The following is a 13,822-nucleotide window of genomic DNA, read 5'->3' as shown; positions in this document are numbered from 1 at the left end:
ATTTGGTCATTTAATTATGCGCAAGCCGGGCTTGTGAGGGTTCAGGCGAGCTTCACGAGCAGCGCCTCGGCGTCGGAGGAGAAGGCCGGGTCGCCGGTCTCGACGGCCGTGGTCAGCAGCCTGCGGGCCAGGTCCAGGTCGCCGCGCTCGTACCGGATCTCGCCGAGCCGGCAGGCGGCCTCGGCCACCAGTTCGCTCCGCTCGCTCAGGCCCAGGGTCAGCTCGTAGTAGCGCAGCGCCCCGTCGCGGTCGCCGAGCCAGTAACACAGCTCGCCGAGGTGCGCCGCGGCCATGCCCGACTCCGTGTCCCCCGCGTCGATGACCCGCTGGTACCAGGTGAGCGCCTCGGGGAAGTCCCTGTTCCGTTTGGCCAGCGCGCCCAGGTACATCGCGCCCAGCGCGCTGACGTGCCCCTCGCCCTCCGCCACGGCCCTGCGGTACCAGGCGTGCGCCCGCTCCTCGTCCTCGTCGTGGTAGGTCTGCCCGAGCGCGATCATGGCCCGCGCCGCCAGGTCGCCGTCGCCGGCCTCCAGCACCCGCAGGTAGACCTGCCTGCCCTCGTCCACCTGCCCGGCGCTCACCAGCGTCTGCGCGTACACGCTGAGCGTGGTCGGCTCGCCGCTGCCGGCCGCCTCGCGCAGCGTGCGCAGCGAGGCGTCGATGTCGCCCTGGCGCTCTTGCAACATGCCCAGCAGGCTGCCGAACACCCCGGGCGCGGGGCTGTCGGCGTCGCCCGCCTGCCGTTCCGCCAGGTCGTAGAACGCCTCGGCCTCGCCGGCCGAGTCGAGCAGTTCCAGCAGCCTGCCGCCCGCGATGAAGCGCACGTCGGGATCCTCGTGCTCACCCAGCCGCTCGTACGTGGCCCGCGCCGCGCCGCTCTCCCCCAGCTCCGCCAGCCGCTCGGCGGCCTCCAGCTCGGTGTACGGGCCGGGACCCGCCAGCTCGAAGTAGCGCGGCACGGCCGCCGGGTCCTCGCATCGCCTCCCCAGCCCGCGGGCCTGCTCGGCAGCCTCGTCGCCCATCAGCGCCAGCACCTGGAGCGCCAGCGCGTGCTCGCCCCGGTCGCACGCCTCCAGGGAGAGGTCGTTCAGCGCCTTCGTCGCCGTCTGGTCCAGTGCGGTGCCGAGCGCGCCCGCGAACGCCCCGGCCGCGGCGAGCGAATCGCCCTCCTCGTAGGCCCAGAAGCCGAGCCGCACGCTCGCCTTGGCCGCCGCGTGCGGATGGCCGGACTCGGTGGCCGTGCGCAGCTCGCGTTCGGCCCCGGCGGTGTCGCCCAGCTCGCGCAGGGCCTCGGCCAGGTTCACCCGCAGGGGCGGCGACAGGTCGGGATGGTTCACCTCGACGCCCTTGGCGTACATGGCGGCGGCCTGCCCGGCCTCGCCCCTGGCGCTCAGCGCGCCGCCCCACGCCCAGTAGCCCGTCGCCACCGTCTCGGGGTCGCCGGAGGCCACGGCCGGCTCCGCGTGCCGCGCCACGGCGTCGTAGTCCTGCTCGTTGAGCAGGAGGGCGAGCAGCCGCCGCAGGGATTCGAGATCTCCGTCGGCCGCCGTCGCGGTCAGCAGCCGCCGCGCCTGCACCGGGTCCCCGCGCTCTTCCAGCAGTTCGGCGGCGAGGATCGCGGTGTCGGGCAGCCCGGCCCTGGCCGCCTCGACGGCCCCGTCGAGGTCGCCGCGGCGGTGCCGGACGACCGCGATGGCGTGCCAGGCCGCGCCGGCCGTGGCCGGGTGCCCGGTGGCGGACCGCAGGCACAGCTCCGAGCGGCAGTTGTCGCCGCCCTCCGCGATCAGCATGCCGAGGTCGAGTGCGGCCTGGGCGGCCATCTCCGGCCCCGCCTCCTCCATGAGCAGGCGGTAGAACGCCGTGGCCGCCGATTCTTCGGCCCGCGACGCCCTGGCCATGATCTCGTCCAGGGCCTCGGCGCGCTGCGCGGGGCCGAGCCCGGCCAGCAGGCGGCGCACCTGCCGTACGTCGTCGTCCGGCAGCGCGAGCACCAGCTCGGCCAGCGGCCGCGATCCGGTACGGGCGGTCATCGCCTCCAGCGCGGCCTCCCTGTCCCCCTCGGCCAGCAGCGCCCAGGGCAGTTCCTCCGGCGGGGTGCGTCCGAGCAGGTGGGCGGCGACGGCGACGGTGTGCCTGTCCTCCTCCTGGGAGGCCGCCCGCTCCAGGGCGAAGTGCGCGGCCTTGGCGTCGCCCGCCCGCAGCAGCCGGCGACCGGCCTCCAGCATCGTCCGGGGCGCCGAGCCGGGGTCGATGGCCGCCGCCCGCTCGAACGCGGCCTTGGCCTCGTCCAGGTCACCGGTCTCGGTCAGCAGGATGCCGAGCAGGCGCTCCGACGCCCCGGACGGCTCGGGCAGCGCGGCCAGCCGCTCGCGCGCCTCCGCCAGGCGGCCGCAGGCCACCAGCGACTCCGCGATCATCAGGGCCGTCCCGTCGCCCGGCACCCGGCTGAGCGCCTCCACCGCCTCGGCGTGCTGCCCCAGCTCCCGCAGCACCTCACCGGCCGAGCGCAGCGCCACGCCGTTGAGGTGCGCGTCCTCGCCCACCGCGTCCAGGAAGGCCGAGACCGCGCCCGGACGGTCGCCGTCGTCGCCGCGCAGCGCGCCGAGCAGGCAGCCGGCCTGCTGCCGCTGGGCCGGGTGGCCGGACGTGGCCACCAGCGACAACGCCCCGTCGGCGGCGGCGATCCGGCCGAGCCTGCGCCAGGCGTGCGCGCACTCCATGGCCAGCATCCCGGCCATCGCCTGCGCCTCCCCCTCGGGGAAGGCCCGCGCCGCCGCCTCGAAGTCCCCGTCGAGCACCAGCCCGCCGAAGACGCACAACTCGTCGTCGCTCAGCGCGAACGCGGCCCGCGCGCCCTCGACGTCGTCCAGCCTGATCCGGTTGAAGCCCAGCGGCAGCGCGCTGCGCTCGGGCCCCTCGCCCTCGGCGATCAGCCGCTCGTGCAGGCGGCAGGCGGCCAGCAGGTCGCCCTGCCGCTCGAACACGTCCATCAGCCCCGCCGCGATCTCGATCCGCAGCCCTCTGTGCCCGGTGTTCCCGAAGGCCGTCAGGTACGACCCGCGCGCCTCCCGGGGATCGTCCTCGGCCACGAGCGCGCCCAGCGTGTACCCCACCCACGCCGCCAGCGCCGGATGCCCGCCCGCCATGGACCGGCGCAGCAGCTCGACGGCCTGGTCCCGGTCGGGCAGCACCTCCTTGCCGAGCACCGCCGTGTACGACAGCGCCAGCGGGTCCCCGCTGTCGGCCGCCGTCAGGAACATCTCGGCCGCGTCCGACAGCTCGTACCCGACCGAGGCCAGCACCTGCGCGAACACGGCGGTCCCGATGGCGGCCACCGCCGGGTCGGGGTGCCGCGCGGCCTCCTGATAGCGCCGCAGCCCCTCCTGCCTGCCCAAACGCTGGTGATCGAGCATCGCGCCCAGCACGGGGTGCGGCTCGGCGCCCGACACGCGCAGCAGGTGCAGCAGGAACGCCGCGCTGAAGCCCTGGAGCACGTCGTCGCCCTCGGCCACGTACGACAGCAGCTCGTCGGCCTGCTCGCGGTCCCCCTCGCCCAGCTCCAGCTTGGCCAGCACCACCATGGCCCGCGGCGACTGGGCGGGCGCGCCCGCGTCGGCGGCCCGGCGCAGCAGCGTCCTGGCCTCGGCCAGCTCGCCCGCCTGCAGCTGGGCCAGCGCGTTGTCGGTGTCCTGCAGCGCCTGCTCCTCGACGGGGTCGGCGAGCGGCTGCTGCATGGCGGCGTGCTGGAGCAGCAGCGTGGCCTTGAACGCGGCGTCCTGGTCGGCGTGCCCGGCCGCCAGCGTGACCAGCTCCATGATCTCGTCGCGCGCCTGCGGATGTTGTTCGAGCAGGAGGCTGAGCATGGTGACGCAGGCGGAGGCCCACTCGTCGTCGTCCGCCTCCAGCACGGCGCGCAGCGCGGCCAGCGCCTCGGCGGGCTCGCCGGCCTCGGTGTGCATCTGGGCCAGGCACGCCTGGGCCTCCAGGGCGTGCTCGCGCTGGCCGCTGGCGATCACCCGGTGGAAGATCGCCTTGGTCTCCTCCTCGTCGCCGAGCTGCGCGGTGACCTTGGCCAGCTCGATGAGCGAGGGCAGCCGGACGTCGGGCCTGGGATCTTCGACGGCCACCCGGTAGGCCGCGGCGGACTCGGCGTACTCACCGAGGTCCACCAGCACCGCGCCGAGCAGCTTGTGCGCCATCGCCAGGTGGTCGGGGTGGCCGACGGCGATGGCGTGCTCGCACGCCTCACGCGCCGCCTGGAAATCCCCCTCGTCGGCGTAGAGCCGGTACAGCTCGAACGCCGACAGCGACACGACCTCGGGATCCCCGCAGGTCAGCAGCTCGCGGTAGTCGTCCTCCTCCTCGGCCAGGTCATAGAGTTCACGGGCGGTGGCGGAGTCCTGGTGGAACTCGGGCAACTCCAGCTGGTCCGCCAGCTCGGCTACGGCGGCGCTCTCGCACCTGCGGGCCCGCCGCAACGCCTCCTCCGCGCCCTGCGCGTCCCCGAGCTGCGTCAGCACCAGCACCAGCGCCGTGTCCGCCAGCGCGGCCACCTCGAAGTCCGCGCCGTCGGAGGCGATCATCAACACGCGGTGCGCCGCCGCCCACTCCTTGGCGTTGACCAGCATCATGCCCATGGCGATCGCCGAGCGCTGGCCGAACACCGGGTCACCCGACTGGATCACCGACCTGTGCGCCGCCTCGGCGCCCTCCAGATCGCCCTGTTCGTGCAACAACCCCGCCAGCAAATGGGAGGCCTCCGGATCCCCCGTGGCCGCGATCTGCCTGAACAGCGCGGCGGCCCGGTCGAGCTCTCCCGCCTGCCAGTGGTTCATGGCCGCGTCGAGCTGCTCTGAAGCCATATCACTCCCATTTCATCCATCAACGTGAAAAAGCTACACATGTGGCACTCGCATCACAGTAAATTCCGAGATCTTCGCCTACGCCCGCGCGAACCAGGAGAGCGCCGTAGCGTAGTGCCCATGGGCAAGGCGTTCTGGATCGATCAAGAGTTCGACAGGGACCGTGACGGGCGCTATGCCGTACACGTGCGTAAGAGGCTCGACGAGTTCGAGTGGGGCGACATCGCACCGGTGCGGTTCGCCTGCACCGCGTGGGAGCTGGCCACGCCACCGTCGCTGACCCCGGGCTTCGTCCGCTGGGACCGGCGCATCCTGGAGGCCACCTGCCACCGCAACACCTGGGACGGCACGCTCACCGCGCGGGTCAGGATCGTCTCGCCGCTGCCCGAGGAGCTGCGCCGCTCGCGGGCCTGGTGGCGCGACCGCGGCTGGCTGGGCTGGCAGGAGACCTTCGGCCAGTACGTCGAGCCGACCCAGCAGGACCTGGCCAGGCACCCGTTCCTGCGGGCCTCGATGCTCGTGGAGGCGCCGGTGCCGCTCGACGACCTGCCGCCCGAGCCCGAAGGCCCGCACGAGGAGGTCGAGCAGAGCGCGCTGCGGGCCGTGGCGGTGCTGGCCAGGGAGCTGAACGCGCTGGTGTCACCGGTGCTCGACCAGCTCGGCTGACCTTCGCAGGCGGTCAGCATGCCTGATCGCCGTGTGGGTAGCAGGGGCGCATGAGGATGCCGATCGCCGTACTGGCGCTGGCGCTGACTACTGTCGGTTGCTCCGTGGACACGGCCGCGCCCGCGCGGGCCGCCGAGCGCTTCCACGCCGCCCTCTCCTCCCACCAGGAGGCCGCCGCCTGCGCGATGCTCGCCCGCAAGACCGCCGACAAGCTGCCCGACCCCGGCGAGGACTGCGCCGCCGCGCTGCGCGGGCTGCGGCTCGGGGCGGGCGGCGCGGTCACGGCGGTGAGCGTCTGGGGCGATGAGGCACACGTGACCTCGCCCGAGTTCTGGGATCGCAGCCTGCAGAATTGGCAGTCGGAGTTGCTGGCGGTGTTGTCGATGGTGGTGTTGTCGATCTATCTGTGGCAGCGGGGCTCACCCGAGTCGAAGCCGGTGGGCGCGGCTCACTCCTCGACCGGGGTCGAGGGCTGACCGATGACGGCCTCCCCGGGCGCGCCAATGACGGCCTCCCCGGGCGCGCCAATGACGGCCTCCCCGGGCGCGCCAATGACGGCCTCCTCGGGCGGGCCAGCGACCGCCTCCCCCGCCGGGGCTTCGGGGCGGCCGGTGACGACGGCGACGATACGGGTGCCCGGGGCGAAGGCGCCCTGGCGAGCCAGGTCGAGGATGCCGTACAACATCTTGGCGACGTAGATCCGCTCGACCCGATATTTCGCGATAAATCCGTCCAAGGCGGGCGTTGACTTGGCGTACCCGCCGAAGTGGTAGTCCAGGTTGACCGACCAGTTCCGCCACGTCCGCCCGTACGCCTCCCGCTGCAGCCTGGCCACCTCCCCCTCCAGGAACCCGCCCCCCTTCAGCACCGCGAACCCGAGCGCTCGCCGCCCCTCCGGCAGCCCCGCCGAGATCCCGGCCAGCGTCCCGCCGGTCCCGACCGGGCAACACAGGACGTCATAGTCCCGCCCGATCTCGTGCTCGATCTCTGGCGGAAGCTCCGCGCACCCGCGCACGGCCGCCGCGTTGCTCCCGCCCTCGGGCAGGATCGCGATGTCCTCCCCCCACCGCGCCCGCAGCCCCGCCAGCACCTCTTCGGTGTGCTTGCGCCGGTAGGAGGCCCGGTCGAGATAGGTGAGCGTCATGCCGCAGGCCGCCGCGCGGGCCAGGGACGGGTTCAGCGGCAGGTGCTCCTCGCCCCTGATGACGCCGATCGTCTCGATGCCGTGCCGCGCCCCGGCCTCGGCCACCGCCCTGATGTGGTTGGAGTAGGCCCCGCCGAACGTCAGCAGCCGGGAATGCCCCAGGTTGTACTTGAGCTTGCGCGGCTTGTTGTCGTCATGCTTCAGGAACACCCGGACCTGGCCGAGTCCTGGATCCAGGAGTTCCTCCATGGCGCTAGTCTACGGTCGGGCCTTTGTTTAGGAGTGTTCGATTATGCGCGTTGTTGAAGCTTTTCGTGCCGCCTACGGCGCGTCCCCCCAGACCGTCTGGCGTGCGCCGGGCCGGGTCAACCTGATCGGCGAGCACACCGACTACAACGACGGCTTCGTGTTCCCGTTCGCGGTGCCGTGGGGCGTCACGGCGGCGCTCACGCCGCGCACCGACGGCACCATCCGCCTCCTGTCGCTCCAGGGCGCCTCGACCGAGCCGGTCACCATGGCCACCCGCGAGGAGTCCCGGGGCTGGACCCGCTACGTGGTCGGGGTCCTGGCCATGCTCGGCGACCGGGTCTCGGGCGCCGACATCGCCATCGACGGCGACGTCCCGCAGGGCGCCGGCCTCAGCTCCAGCGCCGCGCTGGAGGTGGCCGTCGCCTCGGCGCTCAACGACGTGCACGACCTGGGCATGACGCCCATGGAGCTCGCCCTGCTCAGCCAGAAGGCCGAGAACGACTTCGTCGGCATGCCCTGCGGCATCATGGACCAGGCCGCCTCCGCGCTGTGTGAGGAGGGCTCCGCGCTGTTCCTCGACTGCCGCTCGCTCGGCTCGCGCAACATCCCGCTCGACGTGACCGCCCACGGCCTGAGCATGCTCATCATCGACACGCAGGTCCACCACGAGCACGCGAACGGCGAGTACGCCAAGCGCCGCGCCGAGTGCGAGTCCGCGGCCCGCAAGCTCGGCGTCCCCGCCCTGCGCGACGTCACGGACCTGGGGGCGGCGCTGGCGCAACTCCAGGGCGACGAGCGCAAGCGCGTCGAGCACATCGTCACGGAGAACCACCGCGTGGAGGCCCTCGTGGGGCTGCTGCGCGCGGGCGCCGTCACGGAGATCGGCGCCCTGCTCAACGCCTCCCACCTGTCTCTCAGGGACCTGTACGAGGTCTCGGCCCCCGAACTGGACGTGGCCGTCGAGGCGGCGCTCAAGGGCGGGGCCCGCGGCGCCCGGATGACCGGCGGCGGCTTCGGCGGCTCCGCGATCGCCCTGGTGCCGGTGGAGCGCCTGGACAGCGTCCAGGAGTCGGTGTCGGCCGCCTATGCCGAGCGTGGCTTCCAGGCCCCGCGCTTCCTGCCCGCCGCCCCGGCCGCCGGCGCCCACCGCCTCTCCTGACCCTCACCCGCCGGGCCACCGCCTCAACAACCTCAGGCGTGGCCCGGCGTCACGGGGACGAATCAGGACCGCGGGGCGTCAGAGGGACGGGAAGCCGGGCGGGCGGCGCTCCAGGAAGCTGGCCACGCCCTCGGCGAAGTCGGGACGCCCGAACGAGGCGAGCATCTCCTGCGTGGCCGTCTTGGCCGACTCCTCCAGCGTGACCTCCCAGTCGTGCCACACCTGCCGCTTGATGATCGCCATCGACGCGGGCGAACAGTTCGCCGCGATCTCCCCGGCGTACTCGCGCGCCTGCCGCAGCAGCTCGGCCCCCGGCACGGCCCGGTTGGCCAGACCCAGTTCGTAAGCCTCGCGACCGGTGAACACCCGCCCCGACAGCAGGATGTCCATCGCCCGCTGCTGCCCCATGATCCGCGGCAGCACCCACGAGAGCCCGTACTCGGCGACCAGCCCCCGCCGCGCGAAGGCCGTCGTCCACTTGGCCTCCTCGGCGGTGAAGACCAGATCGCAGACGAGCGCGTGCACCAGGCCCAGCCCCGCGCAGGCCCCGTTGACCGCCGCGATGATGGGCTTGCGGATGGTCGTGGGGAAGGTGTTGGGCCGCGGGTCGGGCACACCGTCATACGAGCCGCTCTGGATGGCGTTCAGCGTCTTGAAGTCGGCCCCGGAGCAGAACCCCTTGCCGGAGCCCGTGACCACCACGGCCCGCACCCCGGGATCCTGCTCGGCCTCGGCCAGCAGGTCGAAGTAGCGCCTGCCCATGGCGTCGGTCCAGGCGTTGAGCGTGTCGGGCCGGTTGAAGGTCAGGGTGAGCACGCCCTGATCGTCAAGGTCCGAGAGTACGAGGTCCACCATGCTCCTAACAGAACCATGTTCTAGCCAGAGATCGCAAGGATACAGTGAGCCGCATGGATCGGGAACTTTCGTGGGACGGCTGCGGAAACGTGCGCGATCTGGGCGGTCTGCCGGTCGCGGGCGGGCGGCGTACCCGCTGGGGAGCCGTGGTGCGCTCCGACACGCCCGACAGGCTCACCGAGCGGGGCTGGGCGGCGGCAGCGGCCCACGGCGTACGGACAATCCTGGACCTGCGCGACCCCGGCGAGCTCCGCTTCGAGCCCGGCCTGCGCCCGCGCGGGATGACCTTCGTCAGCGTGCCTTTGGACCGCCGCGACGACCCCGACCGCAGCCGGTACGGCGGAACCCCGCTCTACCTGCGCCCCTTCATGGACCGCTGGCCCAGCCGCTGCGCCGCCGCCCTGCGCGCCATCGCCCGGGCCCCGAGCGGCGGCGTGCTCGTGCACTGCGCGGCCGGCCGCGACCGCACAGGCCTGGTCACGATCCTGCTGCTGGCGCTGGCCGGCGTCGAACACGGCCACATCCTGGCCGACTACGAGCTCTCCACACCCCGCCTGACCGCCCTGTACGCCCGGCTCGGCGAGCCCGATGACGGCCTGCGCGTGGCGTCCGTGCTGGCCACGGCCGGGGTGACCACCGCCGAGGCCATCACGGCACTGCTGCGGGACCTCGACATCGAGGCGTACCTGACGGCGGCCGGCCTGACCCCCGCCGACCTGACCGCCCTGCGCGCCCGCCTGACAGAGGACGCCTGACAGAGGACGCCTGACAGAGAACACCCCTAGTGACGGGGGACGAAGTTGGGGGTCAGGACGCTGGTGTCGTAGTAGCGGTGGAAGACGGGGGTGGCGCTGCCGGACAGCGGCGGCACGATCCACGACCAGTCCGCCGGGCAGACCCGCCCCGCCTTCTCCTCCTTGGACAGATGGGTCAGGAAGCGGTGCGACTCGGTGTGGTGATCGGTCATGGTGACCCCCGCCTGCTCGAACGAGTGCAGCACCGCCACGTTCAGCTCCACCAGCGCGTGGTCGCGCCACAGGGTCCGCTCGGTGGAGGCGTCCAGGCCGAGCCGGTCCGCCACGACCCGGAGCTGGTCGTACCGGTCCGCGTCCGCCAGGTTGCGCGCCCCGATCTCGGTGCCCATGTACCAGCCGTTGAAGGGGGCGCACGGATAGCAGACGCCGCCGATCTCCAGGCACATGTTCGAGATGGCAGGCACGGCGTGCCAGCGCAGCCCCAGCTCCTCGAACCAGCCATAGTCCGGATGCGCCAGCGGCACCTCCAGCACGGCGTCCCCCGGCAGGTTGGCGAGCAGCGGATCGCCGAGTCCCGGCCGGATGACGACGGGCAGCACGTCGAACCGGCCGCCCCTGCCGCGCCAGCCCAGGGCCTGGGCGGTCTCGGTGAGCGGGAGGTTGAGCGGATCGCCCACGACGTGATCGCCTTCGCGGTATCCGGCGTAGCGGATGAGCTGGTCGTTCAGTATCCGGGGGCCGGGCAGGGCGGGGGTGTCCGGGGGCAGCACGGTGACGGTGGGCCTGATCTTGCCGTTCCCGGTGGCCTCGCGCAGGTGGGCCACGCACTCCAGGGCCACCCCCTCGGCCGTGTCCACCTGCCTGCGGTCGCGGACCCTGAGCGAGCGCCAGTACAACCGGCCGATGCACCTGCTGCTGTTGCGCCAGGCCACCCTGGCGCCGAACTCCAGTTCCTCGTACGTGTGCGTGTAGATCCCGTGGCGGGCCACCTGCCTGGCCACGTCACGCAGGCGGGCGCGCAGCCCTCCGGCGGCGGGGTTCTCGGCGTGGAAGAGCCTGACGAAGCGCTCCGCCTCGCGTAGATCGGTGGTGCGCTCCATCACCGCCTGTGAGGCGAGGGCGTCGTACGGGCGAAGAGACCTGATCCAAATGGGCACGCGGAAACCAGCACTTCTCCGTCATCGGAGCACCCCGCCGATTCCGGGTCGGCGACGCCTCCTGCTCGCGGCGCCCTCTCCTCGCCACCCACACGACTTCCCGCGGCTGCGGCCCCCTGTCGGACCTGCTCTTATCTTTCCTGCCGAGGTCTGGCTTGTCCCGCCAATCCGAAAACGTGTCGCCATCACGTCACATAGCGTGAAATCGAGGCACCGGGCCCCCAACGAACAAGGCCCCTTCCGGAACCCGGAAGGGGCCTTGACCTGCTCTGCTCCCGCGAGGGGATTCGAACCTCTAACCTGCCGGTTAACAGCCGGCTGCTCTGCCATTGAGCTACGCGGGATTGAGTTGTCCGCTCACTTCGCCGAGACCGTCTGGCCTCTCCGTCGTGCGCATGAATAGATTAGCGCACTCAGAGAGTGCGTGTCGCATCGTGAGCGGGGTAGTCCCCGAGACAGCGGAGGTGCAATATGCGTTATCGGATGACATTCGCTGTTGGTCTGGCTGTCGGCTACGTACTGGGCAGCCGGGCAGGACGCGAACGGTACGAACAGATCAAGAGGACGGCGCAGCGCGTCGCCGACAGCCCCCGGGTGCAGGAAGTGGCCGGGGTCGTCGGAGCGCAGGCGTCGAAGGCCGCGGGGGTGGCCAGGGCCAAGGTCGGGGGCACGCTGCAGAACCGCATCCCGTTCCTGCACAACGACGCCCACCAGCCCGAGACCGGCACCGGGTGGCCCGACGAGGATGTCGCGGACCAGAAGTCGCGCGACAGCGGCATCCCCTACTGACGCCGGACGCGGCACGGGCGCGTGAATGTGCGGCACTTCAGGTAAGCGTGCGGCACTTCAGGTAAGCGTGCGGCACTTCAGGTAAGCGTGCGGCACTTCACACGTCCACACCCGCGCCGGACGAGGTCTCGGCACGCCCGCGCGACACGGCCCTCACCCGGCCATGCCGCGCCGCACCCCCCTCCCGGGCTCACCCGGCCATGCGCGCCGCACCCCCCTCACAGAGCTCAGACGCCCATGCTGCGTCGTACACCCTCCAGGGCCTGCTCGGCCTGGGCGCGCAGGCCGGGGTCCTGCGGGTCGAGCCCGTCGTCGAAGACGAAGGTCCAGCCGAGCATCTCGCCGCCGGGCCGGCGCCGCGCCACCAGTCGCACACCGCCCTTCCCGGGCAGGCTGACGTGCTTGTTCACCACGATCGTGGAGTTGACGCGCTCGCGGATGGTCTCGGGCAACATGCGCGGCTCGGAGATCGGCTCGAAGTGGCGCACGCCGTCCGTGGTCACCACGCGCACCCCCTCCTCGTCCCACGAGGCCCTGTCGATGCGCTCGTACGGGATCCGGGTGCCGTCGGCCAGGTGGAGGGCGAGGTCGGTGGCCACCACGTGCCCGGTCTCGGTGCGGGTGAAGGTCAGGACCCGCTCCCCCTGCTCGGTGTTCAGTGACTTGCGAACGTCGGCGGGCAGGCGGCGGAAAATGCTCATTCCACCACCGTATCGGCGAGCAGATCGAGGGTGAGCGCCGCGCTCCAGGAGAAGTCCCTGCAGCCGCGCCCGCTGCCGTCGAACGGGTCGAAACACTCGCGGAAGCCGGCCTGCCGGACCAGGCGCAGGGTGCCGTTGGTGAGCTGCTGGCCGAGGTGGTCGAGCGAGTGCACGGCGGCGGCCCTGCGCAGCAGCCAGTTGGTGTTCACCCAGGAGGGGCCGCGCCAGTAACGCGTACGGTCGAACTGGCTGGCGCGGATCTCGCAACTCGGCACCGGATAGCCGGTCGCCCCCATGAACCTGGCCGATTCCAGCATCTCCACGGCGGCCTGCAGCCGGTCGGCGGGTAACCCGGGATCCAGCAGCGGCCCGAACGAGCCGACCGTGCACACCCTGATCAGCTGGTCGGTACGCAGGTCCCTGGCGTAGTAGCAGCCGTCCCACAGGCGGTCGAACATGGCGTCCCTGATGCGCTCCGCCTGTTCGGCGTGCGGGACGGGATCGGCGCCCGCCAGCGGCGCGAGCTCCGCCATGGCCTGGCAGGAGGCCAGCCAGATCCCGTTGAACATGGGGTCCTCGATGGCGAACGGGTGCTCGTCGCGCAGGTACTCGGAGCGGTATCCGGCGTCCCGGTAACGCAGGGCCAGCCAGACGTAGCGGTCGTGGTCGCTGTCGGGGTGGCGCTCGTCCAGCTCGACGTTGCGATAGCCGTACCTGATCACGGGGAGCGCGCCGAGGGCGGCGTCCCAGGCCGGGCTGTCGTCCATGCCCGACTCCCACGGATGCACGATCGCGGCCAGTCCCGCGCCGCCGAGGTCGCGCGAGGAGGTGAGGTAGTCGTTCTGGGCGGCGAGCGCCGGATACGCTTTCCTGACGAAAGCGGCATCCCCGGTGTGGCGGTAGAGCCACCACACCGCCAGCGCGTGCAGCGGCGGCGCGGTGAGTCCCGAGGTGAGCACGTGCGGCGAGGCGTCGTGCTCCTGCGATCGCCACACGGACGGGCCGGGAAAGTACGCCTCGCGCGTGTGGAAGACGATGTGGGGCAACATCCCCGTGGCCCACTGCCCCCGCAGCAGGCTGAGCAGTTCGTCCCTGGCCCGGTCCGGCCGGTGCCTGGCCAGGCCGATGACGACGAACGCGGAGTCCCAGCTCCATTGGTGCGGATAAAGCCCTGGTGCGGGCACGGTGCCAGAGCCCGTCCAGTTCGCGTCGAGCACGGACAGTGCCTCGCGCCCGAGCGCGGCATCGTCGACCGCGGGCCGCGCCTCCATCCCCTAACTATGACGGGGGATGTTGCAGGAAGCTATGTCCTCTTGAGCCACTTCGACACGAAGGTGACGGCCAGCACGGCGCCGCCGATGATGAGCGCCCACTTGAGCAGCGTGAGCGCGAAGCCCAGAAGAGGGCCGAGCAGTACGAGGGCGGCGATGACGGCCGCGACGATCAGAAAAATACGTCCCATGCACGTAACGCTAAGAGATCGTT

At 72.1% G+C, this 13,822-nt stretch carries 12 protein-coding genes and 1 tRNA gene; 5 read left to right on the top strand and 8 right to left on the bottom strand.

The window, feature by feature from the left end; all coding sequences use genetic code 11:
- Window positions 1-41: 41 nt before the first annotated feature.
- Window positions 42-4,862, bottom strand: a complete 4,821-nt coding sequence (locus AB0I81_RS11845; protein ID WP_360654077.1) for a tetratricopeptide repeat protein — start codon at window positions 4,860-4,862, stop codon at window positions 42-44.
- 120 nt (window positions 4,863-4,982) lie between these two features.
- On the opposite strand from AB0I81_RS11845, the gene AB0I81_RS11840 reads away from it, so the two are divergent.
- Both AB0I81_RS11840 and AB0I81_RS11835 read left to right on the top strand, forming a co-directional pair.
- Window positions 4,983-5,528, top strand: a complete 546-nt coding sequence (locus AB0I81_RS11840; protein WP_360654074.1) for a hypothetical protein — start codon at window positions 4,983-4,985, stop codon at window positions 5,526-5,528.
- Window positions 5,529-5,578: 50 nt separating this feature from the next.
- Window positions 5,579-6,004 (top strand): DUF6766 family protein, encoded by a 426-nt coding sequence (locus AB0I81_RS11835; protein ID WP_360654072.1) that lies wholly within the window; start codon window positions 5,579-5,581, stop codon window positions 6,002-6,004.
- Here the strand turns inward: AB0I81_RS11835 and AB0I81_RS11830 are convergent.
- Window positions 5,977-6,921: a pyridoxal-phosphate dependent enzyme gene (locus AB0I81_RS11830; protein WP_360654069.1), complete on the bottom strand. Its 945-nt coding sequence runs from the start codon at window positions 6,919-6,921 to the stop codon at window positions 5,977-5,979. The two genes, AB0I81_RS11835 and AB0I81_RS11830, sit on opposite strands and share 28 nt — an antisense overlap.
- A 43-nt stretch (window positions 6,922-6,964) precedes the next feature.
- On the opposite strand from AB0I81_RS11830, the gene galK reads away from it, so the two are divergent.
- Window positions 6,965-8,080 carry a galactokinase gene (gene galK, locus AB0I81_RS11825; protein WP_360654066.1) on the top strand — a complete coding sequence of 372 codons (1,116 nt, stop codon included), beginning with the start codon at window positions 6,965-6,967 and terminating at the stop codon, window positions 8,078-8,080.
- A gap of 78 nt (window positions 8,081-8,158) precedes the next feature.
- Here galK and AB0I81_RS11820 read toward each other — a convergent pair whose 3' ends face one another.
- A complete protein-coding gene (locus AB0I81_RS11820) occupies window positions 8,159-8,935 on the bottom strand; it encodes an enoyl-CoA hydratase-related protein (protein WP_360654063.1) in 777 nt (258 codons plus the stop codon).
- 53 nt (window positions 8,936-8,988) lie between these two features.
- Between AB0I81_RS11820 and AB0I81_RS11815 the strand changes: the two genes are divergently transcribed.
- Complete coding sequence (locus tag AB0I81_RS11815) at window positions 8,989-9,690, top strand: tyrosine-protein phosphatase (RefSeq protein WP_360654060.1); 702 nt, start codon at window positions 8,989-8,991, stop codon at window positions 9,688-9,690.
- A gap of 26 nt (window positions 9,691-9,716) precedes the next feature.
- Here AB0I81_RS11815 and AB0I81_RS11810 read toward each other — a convergent pair whose 3' ends face one another.
- Entirely contained in the window at window positions 9,717-10,847 is a 1,131-nt protein-coding gene (locus AB0I81_RS11810; RefSeq protein WP_360654057.1) for a nitric oxide synthase oxygenase, read from the bottom strand.
- A 272-nt stretch (window positions 10,848-11,119) separates the two neighbouring features.
- Window positions 11,120-11,191, bottom strand: a tRNA-Asn gene (locus AB0I81_RS11805).
- Window positions 11,192-11,318: 127 nt separating this feature from the next.
- Here AB0I81_RS11805 and AB0I81_RS11800 point away from each other — a divergent pair.
- On the top strand, window positions 11,319-11,636 hold the full coding sequence (locus tag AB0I81_RS11800) for a YtxH domain-containing protein (protein WP_360654054.1): 318 nt from the start codon (window positions 11,319-11,321) through the stop codon (window positions 11,634-11,636).
- 227 nt (window positions 11,637-11,863) lie between these two features.
- On the opposite strand, the gene AB0I81_RS11795 is transcribed toward AB0I81_RS11800, so the two are convergent.
- The 3 genes from AB0I81_RS11795 to AB0I81_RS11785 are packed head-to-tail and all read right to left on the bottom strand — an operon-like array spanning window position 11,864 to window position 13,799.
- Entirely contained in the window at window positions 11,864-12,337 is a 474-nt protein-coding gene (locus tag AB0I81_RS11795) for a hypothetical protein (RefSeq protein WP_360654052.1), read from the bottom strand.
- Window positions 12,334-13,608 carry a hypothetical protein gene (locus tag AB0I81_RS11790; protein WP_360654049.1) on the bottom strand — a complete coding sequence of 425 codons (1,275 nt, stop codon included), beginning with the start codon at window positions 13,606-13,608 and terminating at the stop codon, window positions 12,334-12,336. The genes AB0I81_RS11795 and AB0I81_RS11790 overlap by 4 nt, the downstream gene beginning before the upstream one ends.
- A gap of 32 nt (window positions 13,609-13,640) precedes the next feature.
- Complete coding sequence (locus tag AB0I81_RS11785; RefSeq protein WP_360654046.1) at window positions 13,641-13,799, bottom strand: hypothetical protein; 159 nt, start codon at window positions 13,797-13,799, stop codon at window positions 13,641-13,643.
- Window positions 13,800-13,822: the final 23 nt, after the last annotated feature.

This window comes from Nonomuraea sp. NPDC050404, from assembly GCF_040655495.1.
Taxonomy (GTDB): domain Bacteria; phylum Actinomycetota; class Actinomycetes; order Streptosporangiales; family Streptosporangiaceae; genus Nonomuraea.
The sequence above is the reverse complement of the archived record's forward strand: the minus strand, read 5'-3'. Positions and strand labels throughout refer to the sequence as shown.